This is a genomic window from Pseudomonas sp. A-RE-22, from assembly GCF_019956035.1.
Lineage (GTDB): Bacteria > Pseudomonadota > Gammaproteobacteria > Pseudomonadales > Pseudomonadaceae > Aquipseudomonas > Aquipseudomonas brassicacearum.
In genome coordinates this window covers 262,633-285,487 of record NZ_JAHBCZ010000011.1, presented here as the reverse complement: position 1 = coordinate 285,487, position 22,855 = coordinate 262,633, and the positions used below count along the sequence as shown (strand labels likewise).

Annotated in this window: 18 protein-coding genes; 10 read left to right on the top strand and 8 right to left on the bottom strand. The window is 61.2% G+C overall.

What is annotated here, in order from left to right; translation table 11 throughout:
- Both grxC and secB read left to right on the top strand, forming a co-directional pair.
- Complete coding sequence (gene grxC / locus KGA89_RS07515; protein WP_003196844.1) at nucleotides 1-255, top strand: glutaredoxin 3; 255 nt, start codon at nucleotides 1-3, stop codon at nucleotides 253-255.
- Between the two features lie 41 nt (nucleotides 256-296).
- A complete protein-coding gene (gene secB, locus KGA89_RS07510; RefSeq protein ID WP_057449148.1) occupies nucleotides 297-779 on the top strand; it encodes a protein-export chaperone SecB in 483 nt (160 codons plus the stop codon).
- A 177-nt stretch (nucleotides 780-956) separates the two neighbouring features.
- Here secB and trmL read toward each other — a convergent pair whose 3' ends face one another.
- Entirely contained in the window at nucleotides 957-1,412 is a 456-nt protein-coding gene (trmL, locus tag KGA89_RS07505; protein ID WP_003196848.1) for a tRNA (uridine(34)/cytosine(34)/5-carboxymethylaminomethyluridine(34)-2'-O)-methyltransferase TrmL, read from the bottom strand.
- On the opposite strand from trmL, the gene KGA89_RS07500 reads away from it, so the two are divergent.
- On the top strand, nucleotides 1,411-1,851 hold the full coding sequence (locus KGA89_RS07500; RefSeq protein WP_013692070.1) for a hypothetical protein: 441 nt from the start codon (nucleotides 1,411-1,413) through the stop codon (nucleotides 1,849-1,851). The genes trmL and KGA89_RS07500 overlap by 2 nt on opposite strands.
- Before the next feature lie 541 nt (nucleotides 1,852-2,392).
- On the opposite strand, the gene ntrC is transcribed toward KGA89_RS07500, so the two are convergent.
- The 6 genes from ntrC to glnA form a co-directional block, all read right to left on the bottom strand.
- A complete protein-coding gene (gene ntrC / locus KGA89_RS07495; protein ID WP_013692071.1) occupies nucleotides 2,393-3,829 on the bottom strand; it encodes a nitrogen regulation protein NR(I) in 1,437 nt (478 codons plus the stop codon).
- Complete coding sequence (gene glnL, locus KGA89_RS07490; RefSeq protein ID WP_053117539.1) at nucleotides 3,826-4,911, bottom strand: nitrogen regulation protein NR(II); 1,086 nt, start codon at nucleotides 4,909-4,911, stop codon at nucleotides 3,826-3,828. Before glnL ends, ntrC begins: the two co-directional genes overlap by 4 nt.
- A gap of 253 nt (nucleotides 4,912-5,164) precedes the next feature.
- Nucleotides 5,165-5,788 carry a DUF4124 domain-containing protein gene (locus KGA89_RS07485; RefSeq protein WP_223471088.1) on the bottom strand — a complete coding sequence of 208 codons (624 nt, stop codon included), beginning with the start codon at nucleotides 5,786-5,788 and terminating at the stop codon, nucleotides 5,165-5,167.
- On the bottom strand, nucleotides 5,785-6,300 hold the full coding sequence (locus KGA89_RS07480; protein ID WP_027911776.1) for a DUF4124 domain-containing protein: 516 nt from the start codon (nucleotides 6,298-6,300) through the stop codon (nucleotides 5,785-5,787). The genes KGA89_RS07485 and KGA89_RS07480 overlap by 4 nt, the downstream gene beginning before the upstream one ends.
- A 147-nt stretch (nucleotides 6,301-6,447) precedes the next feature.
- Nucleotides 6,448-7,011: a chorismate mutase gene (locus KGA89_RS07475; protein WP_223471087.1), complete on the bottom strand. Its 564-nt coding sequence runs from the start codon at nucleotides 7,009-7,011 to the stop codon at nucleotides 6,448-6,450.
- Nucleotides 7,012-7,131: 120 nt separating this feature from the next.
- On the bottom strand, nucleotides 7,132-8,538 hold the full coding sequence (gene glnA / locus KGA89_RS07470) for a type I glutamate--ammonia ligase (RefSeq protein WP_003196860.1): 1,407 nt from the start codon (nucleotides 8,536-8,538) through the stop codon (nucleotides 7,132-7,134).
- A 328-nt stretch (nucleotides 8,539-8,866) separates the two neighbouring features.
- Here glnA and thiI point away from each other — a divergent pair, with 328 nt between their 5' ends.
- The gene (gene thiI / locus KGA89_RS07465) at nucleotides 8,867-10,321 is read left to right on the top strand and encodes a tRNA uracil 4-sulfurtransferase ThiI (RefSeq protein WP_223471086.1); all 1,455 of its coding nucleotides are present in this window, start codon (nucleotides 8,867-8,869) and stop codon (nucleotides 10,319-10,321) included.
- Between the two features lie 138 nt (nucleotides 10,322-10,459).
- Nucleotides 10,460-12,280, top strand: a complete 1,821-nt coding sequence (typA, locus tag KGA89_RS07460; protein ID WP_003186725.1) for a translational GTPase TypA — start codon at nucleotides 10,460-10,462, stop codon at nucleotides 12,278-12,280.
- Nucleotides 12,281-12,486: 206 nt separating this feature from the next.
- On the opposite strand, the gene KGA89_RS07455 is transcribed toward typA, so the two are convergent.
- Nucleotides 12,487-12,924, bottom strand: coding sequence for a YkgJ family cysteine cluster protein (locus KGA89_RS07455; RefSeq protein ID WP_003196865.1), 438 nt, complete (start codon nucleotides 12,922-12,924; stop codon nucleotides 12,487-12,489).
- Nucleotides 12,925-13,177: 253 nt separating this feature from the next.
- On the opposite strand from KGA89_RS07455, the gene KGA89_RS07450 reads away from it, so the two are divergent.
- The 5 genes from KGA89_RS07450 (at nucleotide 13,178) to KGA89_RS07430 (ending at nucleotide 22,803) form a co-directional block, all read left to right on the top strand.
- Nucleotides 13,178-15,628, top strand: a complete 2,451-nt coding sequence (locus tag KGA89_RS07450) for a glycogen/starch/alpha-glucan phosphorylase (protein WP_003196867.1) — start codon at nucleotides 13,178-13,180, stop codon at nucleotides 15,626-15,628.
- A gap of 318 nt (nucleotides 15,629-15,946) precedes the next feature.
- A complete protein-coding gene (locus tag KGA89_RS07445; RefSeq protein WP_223471085.1) occupies nucleotides 15,947-19,585 on the top strand; it encodes a DUF2339 domain-containing protein in 3,639 nt (1,212 codons plus the stop codon).
- Nucleotides 19,582-20,958 (top strand): DUF3999 domain-containing protein, encoded by a 1,377-nt coding sequence (locus KGA89_RS07440; RefSeq protein ID WP_223471084.1) that lies wholly within the window; start codon nucleotides 19,582-19,584, stop codon nucleotides 20,956-20,958. The genes KGA89_RS07445 and KGA89_RS07440 overlap by 4 nt, the downstream gene beginning before the upstream one ends.
- Before the next feature lie 234 nt (nucleotides 20,959-21,192).
- Nucleotides 21,193-22,203, top strand: coding sequence for a class 1 fructose-bisphosphatase (locus KGA89_RS07435; RefSeq protein WP_223471083.1), 1,011 nt, complete (start codon nucleotides 21,193-21,195; stop codon nucleotides 22,201-22,203).
- A 3-nt stretch (nucleotides 22,204-22,206) separates the two neighbouring features.
- Nucleotides 22,207-22,803 (top strand): DUF924 family protein, encoded by a 597-nt coding sequence (locus tag KGA89_RS07430; RefSeq protein WP_003196874.1) that lies wholly within the window; start codon nucleotides 22,207-22,209, stop codon nucleotides 22,801-22,803.
- Nucleotides 22,804-22,855: the final 52 nt, after the last annotated feature.

The window sequence follows — 22,855 nt, the reverse complement described above, 5'->3', positions numbered from 1 at the left end:
ATGTCCCACGTCGTTGTCTATTCCAGCGATTACTGCCCCTATTGTTCCCGAGCCAAGTTCCTGCTCCAGAACAAAGGCGTGGCCTTCGAAGAGATCAAGGTCGACGGCAAGCCGCAACTGCGCGCCCAAATGGCCCAGAAGGCCGGGCGCACGTCCGTGCCGCAGATCTGGATCGGCAGCACCCACGTGGGCGGTTGCGATGATCTGTTCGCCCTGGAGCGCGCCGGCAAGCTCGACGCACTGCTCAAGGCCTGAATTTCCCACTGACAAGAACCTGAAAGTAAGAAGGATCTGCGATGACTGACCAACAGAACACAGCTGCCAGCGAAGAAGAAACCGCACCGCAATTCTCCTTGCAGCGCATTTATGTACGTGACCTGTCCTTCGAGGCCCCGAAAAGCCCGGCGATCTTTCGCCAGCAGTGGGAGCCGAGCGTAGGCCTGGACCTGAACACTCGCCAGAAAGCCCTGGAAGACGACTTCCACGAAGTGGTGCTGACCCTGTCGGTTACCGTGAAAAACGGTGACGAAGTGGCGTTCATCGCCGAAGTGCAACAGGCCGGGATCTTCCTGATCAGGAACCTGGATGCCGCTTCGATGAGCCACACCCTCGGTGCGTTCTGCCCGAATATCCTGTTCCCTTACGCCCGCGAAACCCTGGACAGCCTGGTGACCCGCGGTTCGTTCCCGGCCCTGATGCTGGCCCCGGTGAACTTCGATGCCCTGTATGCGCAAGAACTGCAGCGCATGCAGCAAGAAGGCGGCGCGACCGTTCAGTAAGCGGCGTCGCTTCTGTTCGCAAGGCACAAAACTTGTGGGAGCGAGCCCTGTGGGAGCCGAGCTTGCTCGCGATGAACGATGACGCGGTTTTGCAGTTGAACCGTGTCGACCTCATCGCGAGCAAGCTCGGCTCCCACAGGCTCGCTCCCACAGGTGTTTCTGGCTGACAGGCAGGGCTCAGGCGAAGCCGTTCTGCCGCCACGCCTCATAAACCGCCACCGCCACGGTATTGGACAGGTTCAGGCTGCGGCAGCCTTCGCGCATCGGCAGGCGCAGGCGCTGGTCGGCGGGCAGGGCGTCCAGCACCTCGGCCGGCAGGCCACGGCTTTCCGGGCCGAACAGGAACGCATCACCGGCGACGAAGCTGGCGTCATGGAACGGCCGCGAACCCTTGGTGGTAAAGGCGAACAGGCGCGGATGCCCGAGGCTTTCCAGACAGCTGGCAAGGTCGGCGTGACGCTGCAAGGTGGCATACTCGTGATAGTCGAGACCGGCACGGCGCAGGCGCTTGTCGTCCATGTCGAAGCCCAGCGGTTCGATCAAATGCAGGTGGCAGCCGCTGTTGGCGCACAACCTGATGACATTGCCGGTATTCGGCGGAATTTCCGGTTGAAAAAGGATGACGTGAAACATGCACGGCTCCGCAGATGAAGATGAGCGGCATTCTACGCTGCAAACCGACCGACGTTCGAAGCTAATGCCTCGGGTGATGGGCTCGTTGGCGATCTTCGGCATGATGGTCGGATTGATGATCGGACGCCTGACCACGCCCGAACCGAGCGTGCTTCAGCAGGTCGAGGTGATTGACGGTGGGGTGGTGGCCTGGTTCAACACCGAACCCAAGCTGCACGGGGAAGTCATCGACGGCTCGGTGGCGCTGTTGTTCGAAGCGCAAGGGCGATCGCAGAACGGCCAGTTAAAGCTCAACGGCAAGGACGTGAACTGGCGGGTGCGGTTGAGTGACAAGGGGTTGTTGCTGACGCTGGTGGCGGCGCGTCCGTTGCGCGGGGCGTGGACCTCCAGCGAGGTCGATGACCGCTGGCGGCTGGAGGTCCGTCTCCAGGAGCAATAAAAGAGGGAATCCCCGGCCTGCCTGTACCAAGGTCCCCAAAACGGGAGGGCTTACCGCGAAGGTCCAGCCCTGGTGTAAAGAAGGGAAACCTTGACCTGCCTGTATCAAGGCCCCCAAAACAGTGGGCTCGATGAGCCCGGTATAAAAGAGGGGAATCCCCGGCCTGCCTGTACCAAGGTCCCCGAAACTGGGTAGTGATTGAGTTATTGCAGGGGGCGTGCCAGTTTTGAATGGCTTGTCACAAAAACACTGCTGGCGATGCTGAAAGCCCCGTATTCCGGGGCTTTTGTTTTTGTTTGTGCGGTTTTTTTCGAACTGGATCGATTGGTTTTGGCTCGTTGTGCATGCGCAATTGCGGTTCGCAGTGCATTGATGCGGTGCACACAGTCCTTTAAACAGCATCGTCGGATCGCCGCCCGGAGCAAGCTCGCTCCCACAGGGGATCTGCGGTGAACACAAATTTTGTGCCTGATGCAGAACCATTGTGGGAGCGAGCTTGCTCGCGATTGGCCTTCAAGATCAGCGAAGGGTTAAAGCCCGATCAGCCCTCATCCCCGTCATCATCATCCCCACCGTCGACCTTCATCCCCAATTCCTTGATCTTGCGGGTCAAGGTATTGCGGCCCCAACCCAGCAGCACCGCGGCGTCGCGGCGGCGGCCGGCGGTGTGCTTGAGGGCGGTTTCGATCATGATTCGCTCGAAACTCGGCACGGCGCTGTCCAGCAGGCTCGACTGGCCACGGGACAGGGCCTGGTCGGCCCACTGGCGCAGGGCTTGCTCCCAGTTGGTCACCGGGGCCGAATCCTGCGGCAGGCTCAACAGCTCTGGTGGCAGGTCGCTGATGTGCACTTCGCGACCTGAAGCCATTACCGTGATCCAGCGGCAGGTGTTCTCCAGCTGACGCACGTTGCCCGGCCACGGCAGGTTCTTGAGGTATTCCTCGGTTTCGCTCTTGAGCAGCTTGGGCTCGACCGCCAGTTCCTGGGCCGCGCGGCTGAGGAAGTGCCTGGCCAGGGTCGGGATGTCTTCGCGACGGTCCGCCAGGCGCGGGATATGAATGCGGATCACGTTCAGGCGGTGGAACAAGTCCTCACGGAATTTGCCGGCGTGAACCAGGGTTTCCAGGTTCTGGTGGGTCGCGGCGATGATGCGCACGTCCACCTTGACCGGCGTATGCCCGCCCACCCGATAGAACTCGCCGTCGGCCAGTACGCGCAGCAAGCGCGTCTGGGTGTCCGCCGGCATGTCGCCGATTTCATCGAGGAACAACGTGCCGCCGTCGGCTTGCTCGAAGCGCCCGCGCCGCAGGTTGGCCGCGCCGGTGAACGCACCTTTTTCGTGGCCGAACAGCTCGGACTCCATCAGGTCCTTGGGAATCGCGGCCATGTTCAGCGCGATGAACGGCGATGCCGCCCGTGGACTGTGACGGTGCAGGGCGTGGGCCACCAATTCTTTACCGGTGCCCGACTCGCCGTTGATCAGCACGGTGATGTTGGAGTGGCTCAGGCGCCCGATGGCGCGAAACACTTCCTGCATCGCCGGCGCTTCACCGATGATTTCCGGGGTGCGGGCCAGGGCTGGCACCTCCTCCATGCCCTGTTGTTCCTGGGCATGTTGATTGGCGCGCTTGACCAGCGACACTGCTTCATCGACGTCGAATGGCTTGGGCAGGTATTCGAAAGCGCCGCCCTGGTAGGACGCCACGGCGCTGTCCAGGTCGGAATGGGCGGTCATGATGATCACCGGCAGCCGTGGATGCTGTTCGCGAATCCGCGCCAGCAGGTCCAGGCCGCTGGCGCCAGGCATGCGGATGTCGGAGATGATGACGTCCGGTTGCTGACGCGCCAGGCGACTCATTACTCCATCGGCGCTGTCGAAGCTCTGGGTGGTCATGCCTTCCTGTTGCAAGGCTTTTTCCAGGACCCAACGGATAGAACGGTCGTCATCGACGATCCACACGGTTTCACTACGGCTCATGTCGATGTGGCTCCTTGTTCCAGTGGCAGGAAGATCGAGAAGGTGGTGTGGCCGGGGTGGCTTTCACACTCGATCAAGCCCTGATGCTGACTGATGATGTTCTGGGTAATGGCCAGGCCCAGCCCGGTACCGTCCGGACGGCCGCTGACCATGGGAAAAAAGATGGTTTCCTGCAGCTCGGCAGGGATGCCCGGGCCGTTGTCGATGATTTCGATCTTGGTCACCAGGCGATGGCGCACATGGCCGATGGTGAACTGGCGCATGGCGCGGGTACGCAGGCTGATGCGCCCCAGGCGTAGCTCGTTCTGGCTGCTGATGGCTTGCATCGCGTTGCGCACAATGTTCAGCACGGCCTGGATCATCTGCTCGCGGTCGATCAAGACATCGGGAATGCTCGGGTCATAGTCGCGCACCAACGTGATGCAGCCTTGGCTTTCGGCTTCCACCAGGCTGCTGACGCGCTCCAGCACCTCATGGACGTTGCACATCGCCAGCGACGGCAGCTTGTTCGAGCCGAGCATGCGGTCCACCAGGTTCCGCAGGCGGTCGGCTTCTTCAATGATGACGTTGGTATAGTCCTTGAGGCTTTCTTCCGGCAGTTCGCGGGCGAGCAACTGCGCCGCGCCACGAATCCCGCCGAGGGGGTTCTTGATCTCGTGGGCCAGGCCGCGCACCAGCATCTTGCTGGTTTCCTGCTTGGACAATTGCGCTTCTTCCTTGGTGATACGCAGCAAGCGATCACGCGGGTGGACTTCCAGCAACAGCAGGGTGGCGCCGTTGTTCAGGATCGGCGTAACCGCGTAGTCCACGGTCAGGGTCTGGCCGGTCAGCGCGGTCAGCATCGCTTCGCGCTTGGTGAACGGATGGGCCTGTTCCACCGCCTGGCGCAAGGAGTTGAGTGCTTCGGCGGACTCGGTGAACAACTCGCTGATGAACTGCCCGTGGCTGCGCTGGCCACTGACGGCCAGGAGCATCTCGGCCGCCGGGTTCATGTACTCGAGGCGCAGTTCGGCGTCGAGCAGGATGGTCGCGGTGGTGAGGTTGTCGAGCAGCAAGCGGTGTAGTGCGTCGCTAATGGTCATCAGGACCTCTTTTGGAGCGTAGCAACTCGGGACCGGTCCCAAATTGCGCGCGCGATTAATGCGCTGTTACAAGGAAAATGCAAAAACCAAACCAAGGCTCCGAAAAGAAGCGTTTAGAGCCTCAAAAGGGTGTTTTTCGCCCAGTTGCGTGGCGTTCTGCCAGCTTTTTCGGGTACTTTCGAACCAAAATGGGTTTGGAAACTGAGTAGCGTGCAATGGTTTGCACCAATATAGTGCGCCAACCTGAGCGGCATCAGAAGAACGGCAGGATGCTGCTTTTTTCTTCTTCAGGCTTTTCGGCGAGGGGGCACTCGGGGCGTTGACCGTAATCGGTCGCGGCGCAGGGTTTGATGCGGCGCTTTTGCGCCAGGGACATGCGTTGCATATGGAAGGGCTGGTTGGCGGTGCGTTCGACGATGCGGTCCTGCTCATCGAGGATTTCTACCGCCAGTTGATGGGTGCCTCGATCGATGTTGCTCAAGGCAAACACCGGGCTCGGCCCCGGCGCGCCTGTTGGCTGGCCGTCGAGCAACAGGCGATAGCGGTGGCCTTTTTTCAGGCCGGGTTCGCTGGTGACGCTGACGATCAGTTCGCCTGCGGTGCTGCGTATCGTCGCGTCCGGCTCAGGTATCAACAGCCGGAGCATTTCGTAATGAAACAGGGGCTCGGGCCGGGCTTCGGGCATGGGCGCCGAGGTTGTGCCCGGGGGCGGCGTCGGCATCCGGTTGCCGGGTGGCAGTTGGACTTTCTTCGCATTGCCGGGGCGCGGCTGATCGGTGAAGACGCGATTACCCTGGGCATCGATGTAGGTGTAGACCTGCGCCACCCCAGGCAGCGCCGCCAGCGCCAGGTTAAGCGCGAGCAGCCAGCGGATCATGGCTGGTGCACCCGCTGCACGGTGAACGTGACGGTCTTGCTTTGTTGCACGAGGGTGTCCCCGTCGATGACTTGAACCGCCAGGCTGTGCTCGCCCCGATCTATGTTCACCAATTGCAGGCGTGGCACGTTGGACGGCTGGCCGTAGGGTTGGCCGTCCAGCAATAGCTGGAACAGATGCGGGCTCTGCAGGCGCGGTTGCGCTCGGACGCCAACGGTGAAGGTGCCATTGTTGGCGCGCAGGGCCTCGTCGGTGGGGATGTCCGTCAGTTCCAATGTTTCGTAGGCATTGCGCGGCTCGTCGCTGTTGGCGGGGGCTGGTGGTGTGTTTGGGCTGGCTGGGGATTGGCGTTCGATACTGTTGAGCGGCGGCAACTCCACCGTCTGGGCTGGTACGCCTTGGGGCGGCTGGTTGCTGTAGGCGGTGTTGCCGTCGGCGTCGGTGTACTTGTAGATCTGCGCGGCGGCGGGCAGTGCCAACAACAACAGGATGATTGGAAAACCACGACCCATGGAAAATCGACCGAAAACTAAAAGTGATGGGTTGCAGCATAGGTCAGGGAGGGTGATTGACCCAAGTTGTTGCACATAACCCCTGTGGGAGCGGGCTCGCGGCCTCATAGCGAGCAGGCTCGCTCCCACAAGGGGAGGTGGGGTGCCTCAGGATTTTGTGGAGATACACAGCTCTCCGGTCGCTCGGATCAGGGCGAGGCGGTGCACCGGGTGCTGCTTGTTGTGGTGGGTGGCTCGGGCCAGCCATTGCGGGCACTGCGGGTCGGTGCGGTAGGGGGCGAAATCGGCCAGTTGTTGCAGCAGGCGTTTTTGCAGTCGATCGAGTTGCGGGCGGATCTGTCCCGCCAGGTCCGGACGTGGGAGGTCCGGGGCCTTGCCTTCCAGGGCCCAGTCGGACAGGTTGATGTACTGCACCATTTTGTTGGCTTCTATCTGGGCGGCGAAAAACGCCTCCACGGTTTCGCCACTCAGCTTGTAGGCCGGTGCCTGGGCAACGGCGGCGGCAATGACTTCACGCTCGCGCTGACGGTCTTCTACCGGTTTATGGCTGTCCCATTTGCTCAACGCCACTTGATCGCCAAGGGCCAGGCGTTCGCCAATGGCGTTAAGCAGCGGGGTAAGGGCCTCAGGGGCGGGAGCCGAGGCGGCTTCGGCGGTGGAGGCCAGCAGTGCGGCAGACAGGGCAAGGCAGAGCTTGAAGCGCAAAGTCATGGGCAGTCTCGTCTTCTATGGGGGGCGACGAGGCATCATGCACGTAACCTGCGCCCATAAAAAAGGCCTCCCGAAGGAGGCCTCTCTTTATTCACGCCGTGCGTGGCGGCGTTTACTGGATCAGCAGCTGTAGTACAGCTCGTATTCCAGTGGGTGTACGAAGGTGCGAACCTTGATTTCTTCTTCGCTTTTCAGTGCGATGTAAGCGTCGATGAAGTCATCGCTGAATACGCCGCCCTTGGTCAGGAAGGCACGGCCCTTGTCCAGCTCTTCCAGGGCTTCTTTCAGGCTGCCACACACCTGTGGAATTTCCTTGGCCTCTTCAGGCGGCAGGTCATACAGGTTTTTGTCAGCGGCATCGCCAGGGTGGATCTTGTTCTGGATACCGTCCAGACCGGCCATCATCAGTGCAGCGAAGGCCAGGTACGGGTTGGCAGCCGGATCCGGGAAGCGTGCTTCGATACGGCGGGCTTTAGGGCTGTTCACGTAAGGAATACGGATCGAGGCGGAACGGTTGCGAGCCGAGTAGGCCAGCATGACCGGGGCTTCGAAGCCTGGTACCAGACGCTTGTAGGAGTTGGTCGACGGGTTGGTGAAGCCGTTCAGGGCCTTACCGTGCTTGATGATACCGCCGATGAAGTACAGGGCGGTGTCCGACAGGCCGGCATAGCCTTCGCCTGCGAAGGTGTTCTTGCCGTCTTTGGAGATCGACATGTGAACGTGCATGCCCGAACCGTTGTCGCCGTACAGTGGCTTCGGCATGAAGGTCGCGGTGCGACCGTAGGCGTCGGCAACGTTGTGTACGCAGTACTTCAGGGTCTGGACTTCGTCAGCCTTCTTGACCAGCGTGTTGAACTTCACGCCGATTTCGTTCTGGCCGGCAGTTGCCACTTCGTGGTGGTGAACTTCGACGGTCTGGCCCATCTCTTCCAGTGCGTTGCACATGGAGGTACGGATCTCGTGGTCGTGGTCGAACGGTGGAACCGGGAAGTAGCCGCCCTTGATGCCTGGACGGTGGCCTTTGTTGCCGCCTTCCACGTCCTGGTCGGACATCCACGAACCTTGTTCGGAGAAGATCTTGAACATGGAGCCGGAGATATCGGACTTGAATTTGACCGAGTCGAAGATGAAGAACTCAGGCTCAGGACCGAAGAAAGCGGTGTCGCCGATACCGGTGGACTTCAGGTATTCCTCGGCGCGGTGGGCGATGGCGCGCGGGTCGCGGTCATAGCCTTGCATGGTCGAAGGTTCGATGATGTCGCAGACCAGGATCAGGGTCGGCTCTTCGGTGAACGGGTCCAGGACGGCAGTTTCGTCGTCCGGCATCAGGATCATGTCGGAGGCTTCGATGCCTTTCCAGCCGGAGATGGAGGAACCGTCGAACATTTTCCCGATTTCAAAGAATTCGTCGTCCAGCGCATCACGGGCCGGCATGGTCACGTGATGTTGAGTACCTTTGGTGTCAGTGAAGCGCAGATCAATCCACTTGACGTCATGATCTTTGATGAGTTGAACCGACTTCGACATATGTCCTCCGGGTGGCTTCGGGCGGGTAGTGGAGTGCCCTTAGATATGGGTGATGCCGGCGCGAATACTCTGCCATGGCAACCTGCCTCACAAGGGAGCAAATTGCATGCCAGTGCCCCAGCATGGGTTTTTTGCACCAAATCCACGCTTTTAAAGGTGTAAATCAAAGATTGTCAGACAATAACGCACTGCAATGTGGCGTCGTCAATCGATAATGACCTGTTTTGGTGCATGCAAAACCATCTGCACATAAACTGGTTAAACCTTGAGCAATTTCCGCTATAATCCGCGCCCCCCTTTTTCGGCTGGCCGTTCGCGCGCTGTTTTCATGAAACTAATCGTAAAAGTCTTCCCCGAGATCACCATCAAGAGCCGCCCGGTACGGATGCGTTTCATCCGCCAGTTGGCCAAGAACATCCGTGCCGTGCTCCGAGACCTGGACCCGGCCGTGGTGGTGAACGGCGTGTGGGACAACCTCGAGCTGGAAACCCGTGTCAGCGAACCCAAGGTCCTGAAGGAAATGACCGAGCGCCTGAGCTGCATGCCGGGCATCGCGCATTTCCTGCAAGTCGATGAATACCCGCTGGGGGATTTCGATGACATCCTCGCCAAGTGCATGCTCCATTATGGTGATGCCCTGGCCGGCAAGATTTTTTCGGTGCGCTGCAAGCGTGCCGGCAAGCACCCGTTCAGTTCGATGGATGTGGAGAAGTATGTCGGCAGCCAGTTGCGTCGACAGTGCGGCGCGGCCGGTATTTCGCTGAAAGACCCGCAGATCGAAGTGCGCATCGAAATTCGCGACCAGCGGTTGTTCGTGATCCACAGCCAGCACAACAGCATCGGCGGTTACCCGCTGGGTTCGCTGGAGCAGACTCTGGTGCTGATGTCCGGCGGTTTCGACTCCACGGTGGCCGCCTACCAGATCATGCGTCGCGGCTTGATGAGCCATTTCTGCTTCTTCAACCTCGGTGGGCGTGCCCATGAACTTGGCGTGATGGAAGTGGCGCACTTCATCTGGAAGAAGTACGGCAGCTCCCAACGCGTGTTATTTGTGAGTGTGCCGTTCGAAGAAGTCCTGGGCGAGATTCTCGGCAAAGTCGATAACAGTCATATGGGCGTCATTTTGAAGCGTATGATGTTGCGCGCCGCTTCACGAATTGCCGACCGCCTGCAAATCGATGCGCTGGTGACCGGCGAGGCGATCTCCCAGGTGTCGAGCCAGACGCTGCCGAACCTGTCGGTGATCGACTGCGTGACCGAGAAACTGGTCTTGCGGCCGCTGATTGCCAGCCACAAGCAGGACATCATCGACCAGGCCAATGAAATCGGCACCGCCGAGTTTGCCCGGCACATGCCGGAATACTGCGGCGTCATCTCGGTCAATCCGAAGACGGCGGCCAAGCGCGGGCGGGTGGAACACGAAGAGAAAGAATTCGACATGGCGGTGCTCGAGCGTGCGCTCGAAAACGCCAGGCTGGTGCCAATCGATCGAGTCATCGATGAGTTGGGCCAGGACATTCAGATTGAAGAAGTCGGCGAAGCGCTGGCCGGTCAGATCATCATCGACATCCGTCACCCGGACGACGCTGAAGACGACCCGCTGAGTATCGTCGGCATCGAGGTAAAAACGATGCCGTTCTATGCAGTGAACGCGCGTTTCAAGGAACTGGACCCTACTCGCCAGTACCTGCTGTATTGCGACAAAGGCGTGATGAGTCGCCTGCATGCCCACCATTTGCTCAGTGAGGGGCATGCCAATGTGCGCGTTTATCGACCGAGCTAAGTGCCCGGGGCTGTTTGCCTGTGGCCTGCGTCACCGGCCCCCCGACGCCGCCGACAGGCTGTAACGGCCTTGTCGGACTCAACGTAAATCGCTGCCACGACCTGTCAGCACACCGAATCCTCTGATCGAGATACACAAGTGATCGAAAATCTACGCAACATCGCCATCATTGCTCACGTTGACCATGGTAAGACCACCCTGGTAGACAAACTCTTGCGTCAATCCGGCACCCTGGAGCGCAACGAGCTCAACGACGAGCGCGTGATGGACTCCAACGACCAGGAAAAAGAGCGCGGTATTACCATCCTGGCGAAAAACACCGCCATCAACTGGAATGGCTACCACATCAACATCGTGGACACCCCGGGCCACGCCGACTTCGGTGGTGAAGTAGAGCGCGTGATGTCGATGGTTGACTCCGTGCTGCTGCTGGTTGATGCCCAGGACGGCCCTATGCCGCAAACCCGCTTCGTGACCAAGAAGGCTTTCGAAGCCGGCCTGCGTCCGATCGTGGTCATCAACAAGGTTGACCGTCCAGGCGCGCGTCCGGACTGGGTTCTGGACCAGATCTTCGACCTGTTCGACAACCTGGGTGCCACCGAAGAACAGCTGGACTTCAAAGTCGTCTACGCCTCGGCCCTGAACGGCATTGCCGGTCTGGACCACACCGCCATGGCTGAAGACATGACCCCGCTGTACCAGTCGATCGTCGACGACGTACCGGCGCCGAAAGTCGACCGTGACGGTCCGTTCCAGATGCAGATCTCGGCACTGGACTACAACAGCTTCCTGGGTGTTATCGGTGTTGGCCGTATCGCCCGTGGTCGCATCAAGCCGAACACCCCGGTGGTTGCCATCGACGCCGACGGCAAGAAGCGCAACGGTCGTATCCTCAAGCTGATGGGTCACCACGGCCTGCACCGTATCGACGTTGAAGAAGCAGCTGCCGGCGACATCGTCTGCATCAGCGGCTTCGAGCAACTGTTCATCTCCGACACCCTGTGCGACCCACTGAACGTCGAAGCGATGAAGCCGTTGACCGTCGACGAGCCTACCGTTTCCATGACCTTCCAGGTCAACGACTCGCCATTCTGCGGTAAAGAAGGCAAGTTCGTGACCAGCCGTAACATCAAGGAACGCCTGGACAAAGAGCTGCTCTACAACGTTGCCCTGCGCGTTGAAGAAGGCGACTCGGCCGACAAGTTCAAGGTCTCCGGCCGTGGTGAGCTGCACCTCTCGGTACTGATCGAAACCATGCGTCGCGAAGGCTTCGAAATGGGCGTGGGCCGTCCTGAAGTGATCATCCGCATGGTTGATGGCGTCAAGCACGAACCGTACGAAAACGTGACCATCGACCTGCCGGAAGAATCCCAGGGCGCGATCATGGAGCAAATGGGCCTGCGTAAAGGCGACCTGACCAACATGGTTCCGGATGGCAAGGGCCGTGTGCGCCTTGAGTACAACATCCCGGCTCGTGGCCTGATCGGTTTCCGTAACGAGTTCCTGACCCTGACCTCCGGTGGCGGCATCCTGACTTCGATCTTCGATCGTTACGACGTGATGAAGTCCGGCGACATGTCCGGCCGTCAGAACGGTGTCCTGGTATCGGTTGCGACCGGCAAGGCACTGACCTACTCGCTGGAAACCCTGCAAGCGCGCGGCAAGCTGTTCGTCGAGCACGGCCAGGATATCTACGAAGGTCAAATCGTTGGCTTGAACAGCCGCGACAACGACCTGGGCGTGAACCCAACCAAAGGCAAGAAGCTCGACAACATGCGTGCTTCGGGCAAGGACGAAACCATCGCCCTGGTTCCGCCGGTCAAGTTCACCCTGGAGCAAGCGCTGGAGTTCGTGCAGGAAGACGAACTGTGTGAAGTGACGCCTAAGTCGATTCGCCTGCGTAAGAAAATCCTTGGTGAAAGCGAGCGTACCCGCGCTGCCAAGAAAAGCGGCAACTGAGTTTCGACTTAGTTAGCAGCTAAAAAAACGCCCCCGGTCGTGAGATCGGGGGCGTTTTTTTATGCCTGGGGTTTATGTGTCGCTTGTCAGGGCCCTATCGCGAGCAGGCTCGCTCCCACAGTGGATCTTCAGTGGATACAGACCTCGTGTGGGAGCGAGCTTGCTCGCGATAACGGTGGTTCAGACACAGCTGAACCATCAGTCGATCAAAATTTGTCCAGCGTCCGCGGATTACGCTCGCGCTCCACTTCCTTGGGCTTGTAGGCGCAATAGCCTGGCCGTGGTCCAACCCGCGGATGGTTGCGGCAGGTGTCCGGGCGTTTCTCGTAAATGGTGCACAACCGGCTCTTGCGGTCCAGATAGAGGCAATCGTTGTTGCTCATGCGCTGGAGCGTGAAGATCTCGGACTTCTGGTTGTAGCGCTCGACGATCCCTTCCTTTTGCAGGCGCTTGGCGATGTTCTTCGGCGGGTCGCCCAGTTCGAACTCATCGACGATGCCAATGCGGATCAGGTCCTTGATCTTGACCTCCACCGGTAGCGTGCAGCAGCTCGACACACAGGAACCGCACATCGGGGCGGAGTACTTGGCCCAGGTATCGAGTCGATCGATCTCCGCGGCGGCGATCAGGTTGGGCTTCATCATCACGGTTTACCAGCATGCATCAGGGCGCGCGATCATACCGGGACTGGTGAAATTTTGAACGACCATCCGCCAGTTTTTTTTCAACCCGGCCAAACCCGCCCGGATCGGCACGGCCCCTGCATTCATTCGGGCATCCGGCAATTCCATGGCGACGATTCTCCGACACTCGGGGAAATCCACCGAACCAAGAGCCTGTACCGTCTGTCAGACCGTCTAGGCTCAGACAATTCCATGCTCGTTCGAGGTCTTATCAATGACTCAAGAACCACTTGTTCGCGAAGCTGAAGTTGCCGCATTTCGCGACGCCGTGTTGACCAAACTCACTTATGCCGTTGGCAAGGACCCGGATCATGCGTTTGATCACGACTGGTTCGAAGCTATCGCCCTCGCCGCCCGCGACCACATGGTCGATCACTGGATGGACCACACGCGACAGATCTACCGCAAGGGCCAGAAGCGCGTCTATTACCTCTCCCTGGAATTCCTCATCGGTCGCTTGCTCTACGACAGCCTGAGCAACCTCGGCCTGCTGGACACGGCGCGCGAGGCCCTGACCGAGCTGGGCGTGGACCTGGAGCGCATTCGTCTGCTCGAGCCGGATGCAGCATTGGGCAACGGCGGTCTTGGCCGCTTGGCCGCGTGTTTCATGGAAAGCATGTCGACCCTGGGCATCGCCGGCCATGGCTATGGCATCCGTTATGAACACGGCCTGTTCCGCCAGGCGATTGTCGATGGCTGGCAGCAGGAGCAGACCGAGCACTGGCTGGACTTCGGCAATCCGTGGGAGTTCGAGCGGCCGGAAGTGGTCTACCCGATCGGCTTTGGCGGCAGCGTCGAGACCGTCACCGATGAGGCGGGTAAAACCCGGCAAGTCTGGTCCCCGGCCGAAACCGTGCGGGCGATTGCCTATGACACGCCGGTGGTAGGCTGGCGCGGTGCCAGCGTCAATACCCTGCGCCTGTGGCGCGCCCGAGCCGTGGAAGACCTTCACCTGGAACGCTTCAATGCCGGCGACCACTTGGGTGCGGTAGCGGAAGTGGCCCGGGCCGAAAGTATTTCCCGCGTGCTGTACCCGGCCGACAGCACCGAGGCTGGCCAGGAACTGCGCCTGCGCCAGGAATACTTCTTCGTGGCCGCCTCGCTCCAAGACCTGCTGCGCCGTCATCGCAACATGCACACCTCGGTGCTGACCCTGGGCGACCATGCGGCGATCCAGCTCAACGACACTCACCCGTCCATTGCCGTGGCCGAGCTGATGCGGCAACTGGTGGACGTTTACGACGTGGCTTGGGACGCGGCCTGGCAGATCACCCAGGACACGCTGTCCTACACCAACCACACGCTGCTGCCCGAAGCCCTGGAAACCTGGCCGGTGGGGCTGATGGAGCGCATGTTGCCCCGGCACATGCAGATCATTTATCTGATCAATGCCCAGCACATCGATTCGCTACGGGCCAAGGGCGTGCACGATTTCGATGTGCTGCGCTCGGTTTCGCTGATCGAAGAGGACAACGGCCGCCGGGTGCGCATGGGTAACCTGGCGTTCCTCGGTTCCCATAGCGTCAACGGCGTGTCCGGGTTGCATACCCAACTGATGCGCAGCACGGTGTTTTCCGAGCTGCACAAGCTCTATCCGGATCGGATCAACAACAAGACCAACGGCATCACCTTCCGCCGCTGGTTGTTCCAGGCCAACTCCGAATTGACCTCGATGATGGTCGATGCCCTCGGTCCAAGCGTGCTCGACAACCCCGAGGAGCGCTTGATCGAACTGGAACCGTTTGCCGACAAGCCGGCGTTTCGCAAGCAGTTCGCCGAGCAGCGCCTGCACAGCAAGAAGGCCCTTGCTTACTTGATCCACGAGCGGCTGGGGATCGCCGTGAACCCGGCGGCGATGTTCGACGTGCAGGTCAAGCGAATCCACGAGTACAAGCGTCAGTTGCTCAACCTGATGCACACCGTGGCGCTGTACCAGGCGATCCGCGCCGAGCCGGAAGTGGACTGGGTGCCGCGGGTGAAGATCTTCGCCGGCAAGGCCGCCGCCAGTTATCACCAGGCCAAGCTCATCATCAAGCTGACCAACGACATCGCCCGGGTGGTGAACAACGACCCGACCGTACGTGGCTTGCTCAAAGTGGTGTTCCTGCCCAACTACAACGTCAGCCTGGCCGAAAGCATCATTCCGGCGGCGGACCTGTCGGAGCAGATCTCCACGGCCGGTTTCGAGGCGTCGGGCACCAGCAACATGAAGTTCGGCCTCAACGGCGCGCTGACCATCGGCACCATGGACGGCGCCAACGTGGAGATGCATGAGCGCGTCGGCGGTGAGCACATGTTCATCTTCGGCCTGACCGCCGAGCAGGTGGAGGCCCGCAAGCAAAACGGTGAGTTCAGCGCCGCGCCGGACATCGCCGCGTCCCATCGGCTCAATGATGTGCTGCAGGCGATTCGTGGCGGGGTGTTCTCGCCGGATGATCCGATGCGCTACGCCGGGCTCGTGGACTCGTTGGTGGACTACGACCGCTTCCTGGTCTGCGCCGACTTCGACTCGTACTGGAACGCCCAGGCCAAGGTCGAAGAGCGTTGGCACGACTCCAAGCAATGGTGGCGTTCGGCGGTGCTCAACACCGCGCGCATGGGCTGGTTCTCTTCGGACCGGACCATCCGCGAATACGCGACCGACATCTGGAAAGCCCTGGAGTAGCATTTGCTGTAAGAAATGTGAGCGAAGCCCAACGGCGGTTGGGCTTCGTCGATATACTAGGCGCCAGTTTCGCCGGGCTGTGTGGCCGGGCTCAGCACTGGAAGTGCCAACAATCCAATGTGGGAGCGAGCTGTGTGGGAGCAAGGCTTGCCCGCGATGAAAACGCCGCGGTCTCTTGAGGACCGCAGCGCCTGGATCGCGAGCAAGCTTTGCTCCCACACAGCTCGCTCCCACAGGGTTTGGGGGTTTCCACTAGACTGAGTCAAGCATCGCATCACCCCGGTTACGCCCGCAACGGGCCGCTTAGGGATATCGACCATGCAATGGATCTTGACGCTGTTGGGCCTGGCACTCGGCTGGGTGGTGGACGAGTCGTTTGCCGATGCGCTGATAGGCGCGCTGGTGGGGCTTGGCATCGCCCAGGCGTTTCGATTGGGGCGCCTGGGTATCCAGGCGGCCAAGCAACAGATCTTGTTGCAAGAGGCCCAGCAGAGCTTGCTCACGTTGGAAGCCCGTCTGACGGTTCTCGAGCGCGGCAAGGTGGCCGAATCGAGTGATTCGGCGCCAGCGCCCGAGGTTGTCGTGCCCCAGGCTGCGAAGCCCGAGACGCGCACCGAGCCAGAGCTTGTCTGGGAATTGCCGCCAGACCTCGAACCCGTTCCCGCGATGGCCACCCAGGCCAGCCAACCGTTGCCCGATGACGTTTGGAAACCCGCGCCAACCACTTCCAGTCGGCGTGCCGAGCGCGACTTCGCACCGCTGCCCCTGGAGCCGATGCCCTTGGAACCGAGGGTTTCGAAACCCGCGGCCTCCCGTGACCCGAATCTGTTCGACCGCGCCGTGATTGGTGCGCGCAACTGGCTGTTCGGCGGCAACACGGTGCTGCGGGTCGGCGTGGTGCTGTTGTTCCTCGGCCTGGCGTTTTTGCTGCGCTATGCCACCGAAGGCATGGTGGTGCCGATCGAGTTGCGTTACGCCGGCGTTGCGGCCAGCGCGTTGGGCCTGTTGGGCCTGGGCTGGTGGTTGCGCCAACGCAACAGCAACTATGCGCTTATGCTCCAGGGCACCGGGATCGCGGTGCTGTACCTGACAGTGTTCGCGGCCATGCGCCTGCATCCGTTGCTCGACTCCAAGGCGGCCCTGGGCTTGCTGGTCGCGGTGACGGTGTTCTCGGCAATCCTGGCGATTACCCAGAACGCCTTGGGCTTGGCCGCGGCTGCGGCGTTGGGCGGGTTTGCCGCGCCGATCCTGACCTCCACCGGCAGTGGCAATCACGTCGCGCTGTTCAGCTATTTCATCCTGCTCAACGCCGGCATCCTCGCGATTGCCTGGTTCAAGGCCTGGCGCCTGCTCAACCTGATCGGTTTTGTCGGCACCTTCGGCATCGGTTTCGCCTGGGGCATGCGTTCCTACACACCGGAATTGCTCTGGAGCACCGAGCCTTTCCTGATCCTGTTCTTCCTTATCTACCTGACGATTGGCTTGCTGTTCACCAGGCGCAAGTTGCTGGAAATGAGCGATGCTCCCGAAGACGCCAGCCGCGATGCGCTGTTGCACTGGTCGGCGCGCAAGGGCGATTACGTGGATGGCACCATGCTGTTCGGCCCGCCGCTGGTGGGCTTCGGCTTGCAGTTCGCGTTGGTGCAGCATTTCGAGTTCGCCGCTGCGTTCAGCGCCCTGGCCCTGGGCATGATCTACATGGGCCTGGCGCGGGTATTGATGGGCGGTCGCGCCCTGTTGCTGGCGGAGACCTGCCTTGCCCTGGGGGTGATTTTTGCCAGCCTGGCGATCCCCTTGGGGCTCGACGCCCGCTGGACCGCAGCGGCGTGGGCCGTGGAAGGCGCGGGGATCTTCTGGCTGGGCCTGCGCCAGCAGCGCCCATTCGCCCGGGCTTTTGCCTTGTTGCTGCAATTGGGCTCGGCACTGGCGTTCGTCAGCGAATTGCGTATCGGCGACGGCAGCCTGCTCGATGGTTCAGCGCTGGGCGCGTTGATGCTCGGCGGCGCCTTGCTGTTCACCTTCTACCAACTGCACAAGGCTGAACCTGAACACAGCGCCAATTGGGAGCGCCGAGGCCTGCCGGTGCTGGCTGTGCTGGGGTTGAGTTTCCTCTATCTGCTGGCACCGCTGTTCTTCTTCACCCACGGCACCGCCATTGCCTGGGCCCTGGCTGGATTGGCAACGCTGTATGTTGGCCTGCGCCTGCAGTCGCGCAGCTTCCTGTTCAGCGCATTTGGGGTGCAATTGCTTGGCGGCGCGCTGTTCCTGCTGCGCTTGCAAGGCGCCGAGGGGGATTCGGCGGCGGTGTTCAGCGCGGGCTGGAGCGGCTTGCTCAGCGCCTCGCTGATCGGCCTGGCGTTGATTGGCGGCATGTTGCTGGCGGCACGTGATGACATGGTGCGCAACGATGTCCGGTTGCTGCGCGGCTTGTCGGTGGTGTTGCTGGCGGGGCTGGTGCTGATCAACCTTGCGGTGCTGTTCGTCCTGCCGTGGCAAACGGCGAGCGGTGTGTGGGCGGCCAGCGGCTTGTTGATCATCTGGCTGAGCCTGTACCTGAAACAGCGCGTGAGCTTTGTCTTCGGCCTGCTGCTGCAACTGCTGGGCGGTGCGGCGTTCCTGACGGCGGGGCCGGCGCTGTTGGGGCCGCTCAACGCCGAGGATCTGCGACCGCTGGCCCACAGCGGCTTCTGGACGCCGCTGGTGCTGGGGCTCGCAGCCCTGGTGGGCGCATGGCGCCTGCAACGGGCGCACGCGGCGCGGGAACTCGAGGTCTTGAGCTTGCAGCGCCTGTCCGAGCTGCTGCTGATCTGGGGCGCCGGTTGGTGGGCGCTGGCGTGGGTCAGCGAAGTATTGCGCTTTGCCCCGGCAAACCTGCAGGGCAGTTGGCTGCTGCTGGTTGCGGTGATCAGCGTGGCGGTGTGGACAGTCTTGGCGCAGCGCTTGAAATGGCCGGCGCTGGGGCTGCTGTGTACTTTGTTGATTCCGGCGGCGGGCTGCGTGCTGGTGGCAACAGGACACAGCCACTATCACCCGGCCGCGAATTTCGGCTGGCTGGCCTGGCTGGCGGTATTTGCCGTGCATTTCCTTTCTCTCAAGCGCCTGGCGCCGATGCTGCCGGCCCCGGCGCGCAGTACGGCCCATGTGCTCGGTTGCTGGTTGCTGATGGCGGTGTTGATGCTGGAGTTGCGTTACGGCCTGCTGTTGCTTTCCGAGCAGTACAACGCCTGGCGCTGGCTGGCCTGGGCGATCCTGCCAGGCCTTTACCTGGTGCTGATGGCCACGCCGCGTGCCTTGCCGTGGCCGGTATCGGCCCAACCGCGCGAGTACCGTGTCTACGCGGCGGCGCCGATGGCGTTGTTGATGCTCGGTTGGTTCTGGCTGACCAACACCTTCAGCGATGGCAACTCAGAGCCGCTGCCTTATGTGCCGTTGCTCAATCCCTTGGAGCTGGGCCTGCTGTTCGCCTTGTTCGGTATCTATGTGTGGGCCCGCAATGCCGTGGAGCAATCGACGAATCGTTGGAATCGTGTCGGGCACATCGCTCAGTTGATCGCCGGTGTGTCGCTGTTCTCGTTCTTCACCGCCCTGGTGATGCGCAGTGCCCACCAGTGGATGGGGGTGCCATACGAGCTGGACGCGCTGCTCGAGTCGATGTTCGTGCAGGCCGGGTTGTCCATTGTCTGGACCCTGATCGCCCTGGGGCTGATGATCGGTGGGCATTTGCGCCACCGTCGTGAAGTGTGGCTGATCGGCGCGGCGTTGATCGCGGTGGTCGTGGCCAAGCTGTTCTTTGTCGAATTGAGTAACCGTGGCGGTCTGGCGCGGATTGTTTCGTTTATCGGTGTAGGCGTGTTGCTGTTGGTAGTGGGCTATTTTGCGCCGCTGCCGCCCAAGCGCCCGGAGACGGTCGTGCAGGATGAGCCGCCTATGCCTGTCAGTGAGGGAGTGTCGTCTTGAGTCGCAAGTTGAGTCGGATCGGGCTGGGCGTGGTGGGGTTATGGGCGGCATTGTCGGCCGTGGCCCAGGAGCAACCGACGGATTTCGCCCATCAGGTGCCAATGGCCTTGAGCGGCGAGGGGCCGTGGTATCGCCTCCCGTTGCCGCTGGACGTGCAGTTGCAGGCGCGACAGACCGACCTGAGCGATCTGCGGGTCTTCAACGCGGCCGGCCAGGCCCAGGCCTACGCCCTGGTGCGCGAGTCGGCCCAGAGCCGGGAAAACCGCACCCTCACCGACGTGAAGTGGTTCCCGCTGTACAACGCCGCCGATGACAATGAGCGCGCGCCCAGTGTGCGGGTGCAATCGAATGCCAACGGCACCTTGGTGGAAGTCCAACCCTCCAGCCGGCTCGAAGCTGGGGAGGAGGAGCTGCGTGGCTGGCTGCTGGATGCCAGCGCGATCAAGGCACCGTTGCAGCAGTTGGTGCTCGACTGGACCAGTGAGCGCGACGGTTTCCAGCGGTTTACCATCGAAGCCAGTGACGACTTGCAACACTGGCAGTCGTGGGGCGAAGGCCAGGTGGCGCGCTTGACCTTTGCCGATGAGCGAGTCGAGCAGCATGAAGTGAGCTTGCCGGGGCAATCGGCGCGTTACTTGCGGTTGTTGTGGGATTCGCCGTCCTCCGCGCCGATCCTGACCTCGGCCCAGTTGCAAAGCGCCAGCCGCGAAAGCTTGCCGTTGCCACTGGCCTGGTCGCAGCCATTGGCCGGCAGCACCGTGAAGGCTGGTGAATACACCTGGCAGTTGCCCATGGGGCTGAACATCGAGCAGGTGCAGGTCGAGCTGAGCCAGGCCAACAGCCTGGCGCCGGTGACCTTGGCCGGTCGCCGTGAAAGCAGCCATCCGTGGCAGCCGCTGGGCAGTGGCTTGCTCTATCGCCTGACCCAGAACGGCCAGGATGTGTTGCAAAACCAATTGCAACTGTCCGGCCAGACCGTACAGCAATTGAAATTGACCGTGGACGAGCGTGGCGGCGGTCTGGGCAGCGAAGCCCCGGCCCTGCGCTTTGCCGTGCGTCCGACCCAGGTGGTGTTCCTGGCGCGCGGCGAAGGACCTTACAGCCTGGCCCTGGGCAGCGCGACAGTGAAAGCGGCCAGCTTGCCCTTGACCACGCTGGTGCCCGATTACAAACCGTCGCGCCTGGCAACGCTGGGTACGGCGACCGTGAACGGCGCGGCCACGTCGACCCCGGCTGCGACCACGGCAATCACGCCTGCGACGGTCGAGACCAACTGGAAGAAGATCGGCTTGTGGGCGGTGCTGCTGCTCAGCGTGCTGTTCCTCGCGGCGATGGCGTTCAGCCTGCTGCGCAAGCCGCCGGTCAAGAGTTGAGGTGATTCATCGCGAGCAAGCTCGCTCCCACAATAGGCCACGTTCGTCGCAGCAACTCGGTCAACTGTGGGAGCGAGCTTGCTCGCGATAGCGTTCTCTCAACCAACAGAAATACCCAAGCGAACCGCTACCCCGTGAACTCAATCCTCCATTCCCCGTCTCATAGGAGGAATTAAGTCCCGACTCGCGCTAAACTGCGCTGGTTTTTCCGCCCCCTATTCTTCGGAGCCGTCCATGTCCCGCGTTACCTTGAGTCGCTATTTGATTGAGCAGACCCGCAGCAACAACACCCCTGCCGATCTGCGCTTTTTGATCGAAGTGGTGGCGCGTGCATGCAAGGAGATCAGCCACGCCGTCTCCAAAGGCGCGCTGGGTGGTGTCCTGGGCAGCATGGGCACCGAAAACGTGCAGGGCGAAGTGCAGAAGAAGCTCGACGTGCTGTCCAACGAAATCCTGCTCGAAGCCAACGAATGGGGCGGTCACCTAGCCGGCATGGCGTCCGAGGAAATGGACAATGCCTACCAGATCCCGGGCAAATACCCCAAGGGTGCCTACCTGCTGGTATTCGACCCACTGGACGGTTCGTCGAACATCGACATCAACGCACCGGTTGGCACCATCTTCTCGGTACTGCGTTGCCCGAACGAATACCTGAGCCAGAACGAAGCCTTGAATGAAAAGGCCTTCCTGCAGCCAGGCACCGAGCAGGTCGCAGCCGGTTATGCCATCTACGGCCCTCAGACCATGCTGGTGCTGACCCTGGGCGACGGCGTCAAGGGCTTTACCCTGGACCGCGAGATGGGCAGCTTCGTATTGACCCACGAAGACATCACCATTCCTGAAACCACCCAGGAATTCGCCATCAACATGTCTAACCAGCGTCACTGGGAAGCTCCGGTAAAACGCTACGTCGAAGAGTTGCTGGCGGGCGAAGAAGGTCCTCTGAAGAAGAACTACAACATGCGCTGGGTCGCCGCGATGGTTGCCGATGTGCACCGTATCCTGACCCGTGGCGGTCTGTTCATGTACCCGCGCGACAGCCGTGAGCCGTCCAAGCCGGGCAAACTGCGTCTGATGTACGAAGCCAACCCGATGTCGTTCCTGGTGGAACAGGCGGGCGGCGCTTCCACCGACGGCCATCAGCGTATCCTCGATATCAAGCCCGACGGCCTGCACCAGCGCGTGGCGGTGTTCCTCGGCTCGAAGGAAGAAGTGGCGCGCGCCACGGTCTACCACAAGGAGTAAATCATGGCCGAGCCCTGGCAGCCGTTGCTCGATTGGTGGTTTGGTTCAGCCAAGACACCGGACGAGATATCGGCTGACAGAGGCAAGCTGTGGTTCGGCAAACGCCATGATCGCCAGGCCAACGAGCGCTTTGGCGATCAGGTCGAGCTGGCACTGGCCGGCGGATTGACCGACTGGGCGCAACGCCCGGAAGGTTGGCTGGCCCTGGTGCTGCTACTCGACCAACTCCCGCGAATGATCTTTCGCGACACCCCCAAAGCCTTCTCCGGCGACCTGCGTGCCCAAGCGCTGGTAGCCCAGGGCATGGCTGCGGGTTTCGACCGGCAACTCAAACCGATCCAACGCGTATTCATCTACCTCGTGCTCGAACACTGCGAAAACCTCGCGGTGCAGAACGAGGCCGTGTCGCGGTTTATCGACCTGGTGCGAGAACAACCGGAGGCGCAACGGGCGGTGTTCGAAGACAACCTGGATTATGCCGAACGGCATCAGAAGATCATTGCCCGGTTTGGGCGCTTTCCCCATCGCAATGCGGTGTTGGGGCGCGAGTCTACGGCTGAGGAAGTGGAATTCTTGAACAGGCCTGGGTCCAGGTTCTGATTTTGCTGTGAGGCTGATACCGTCTTCGCGAGCAGGCTCGCTCCCACACTGG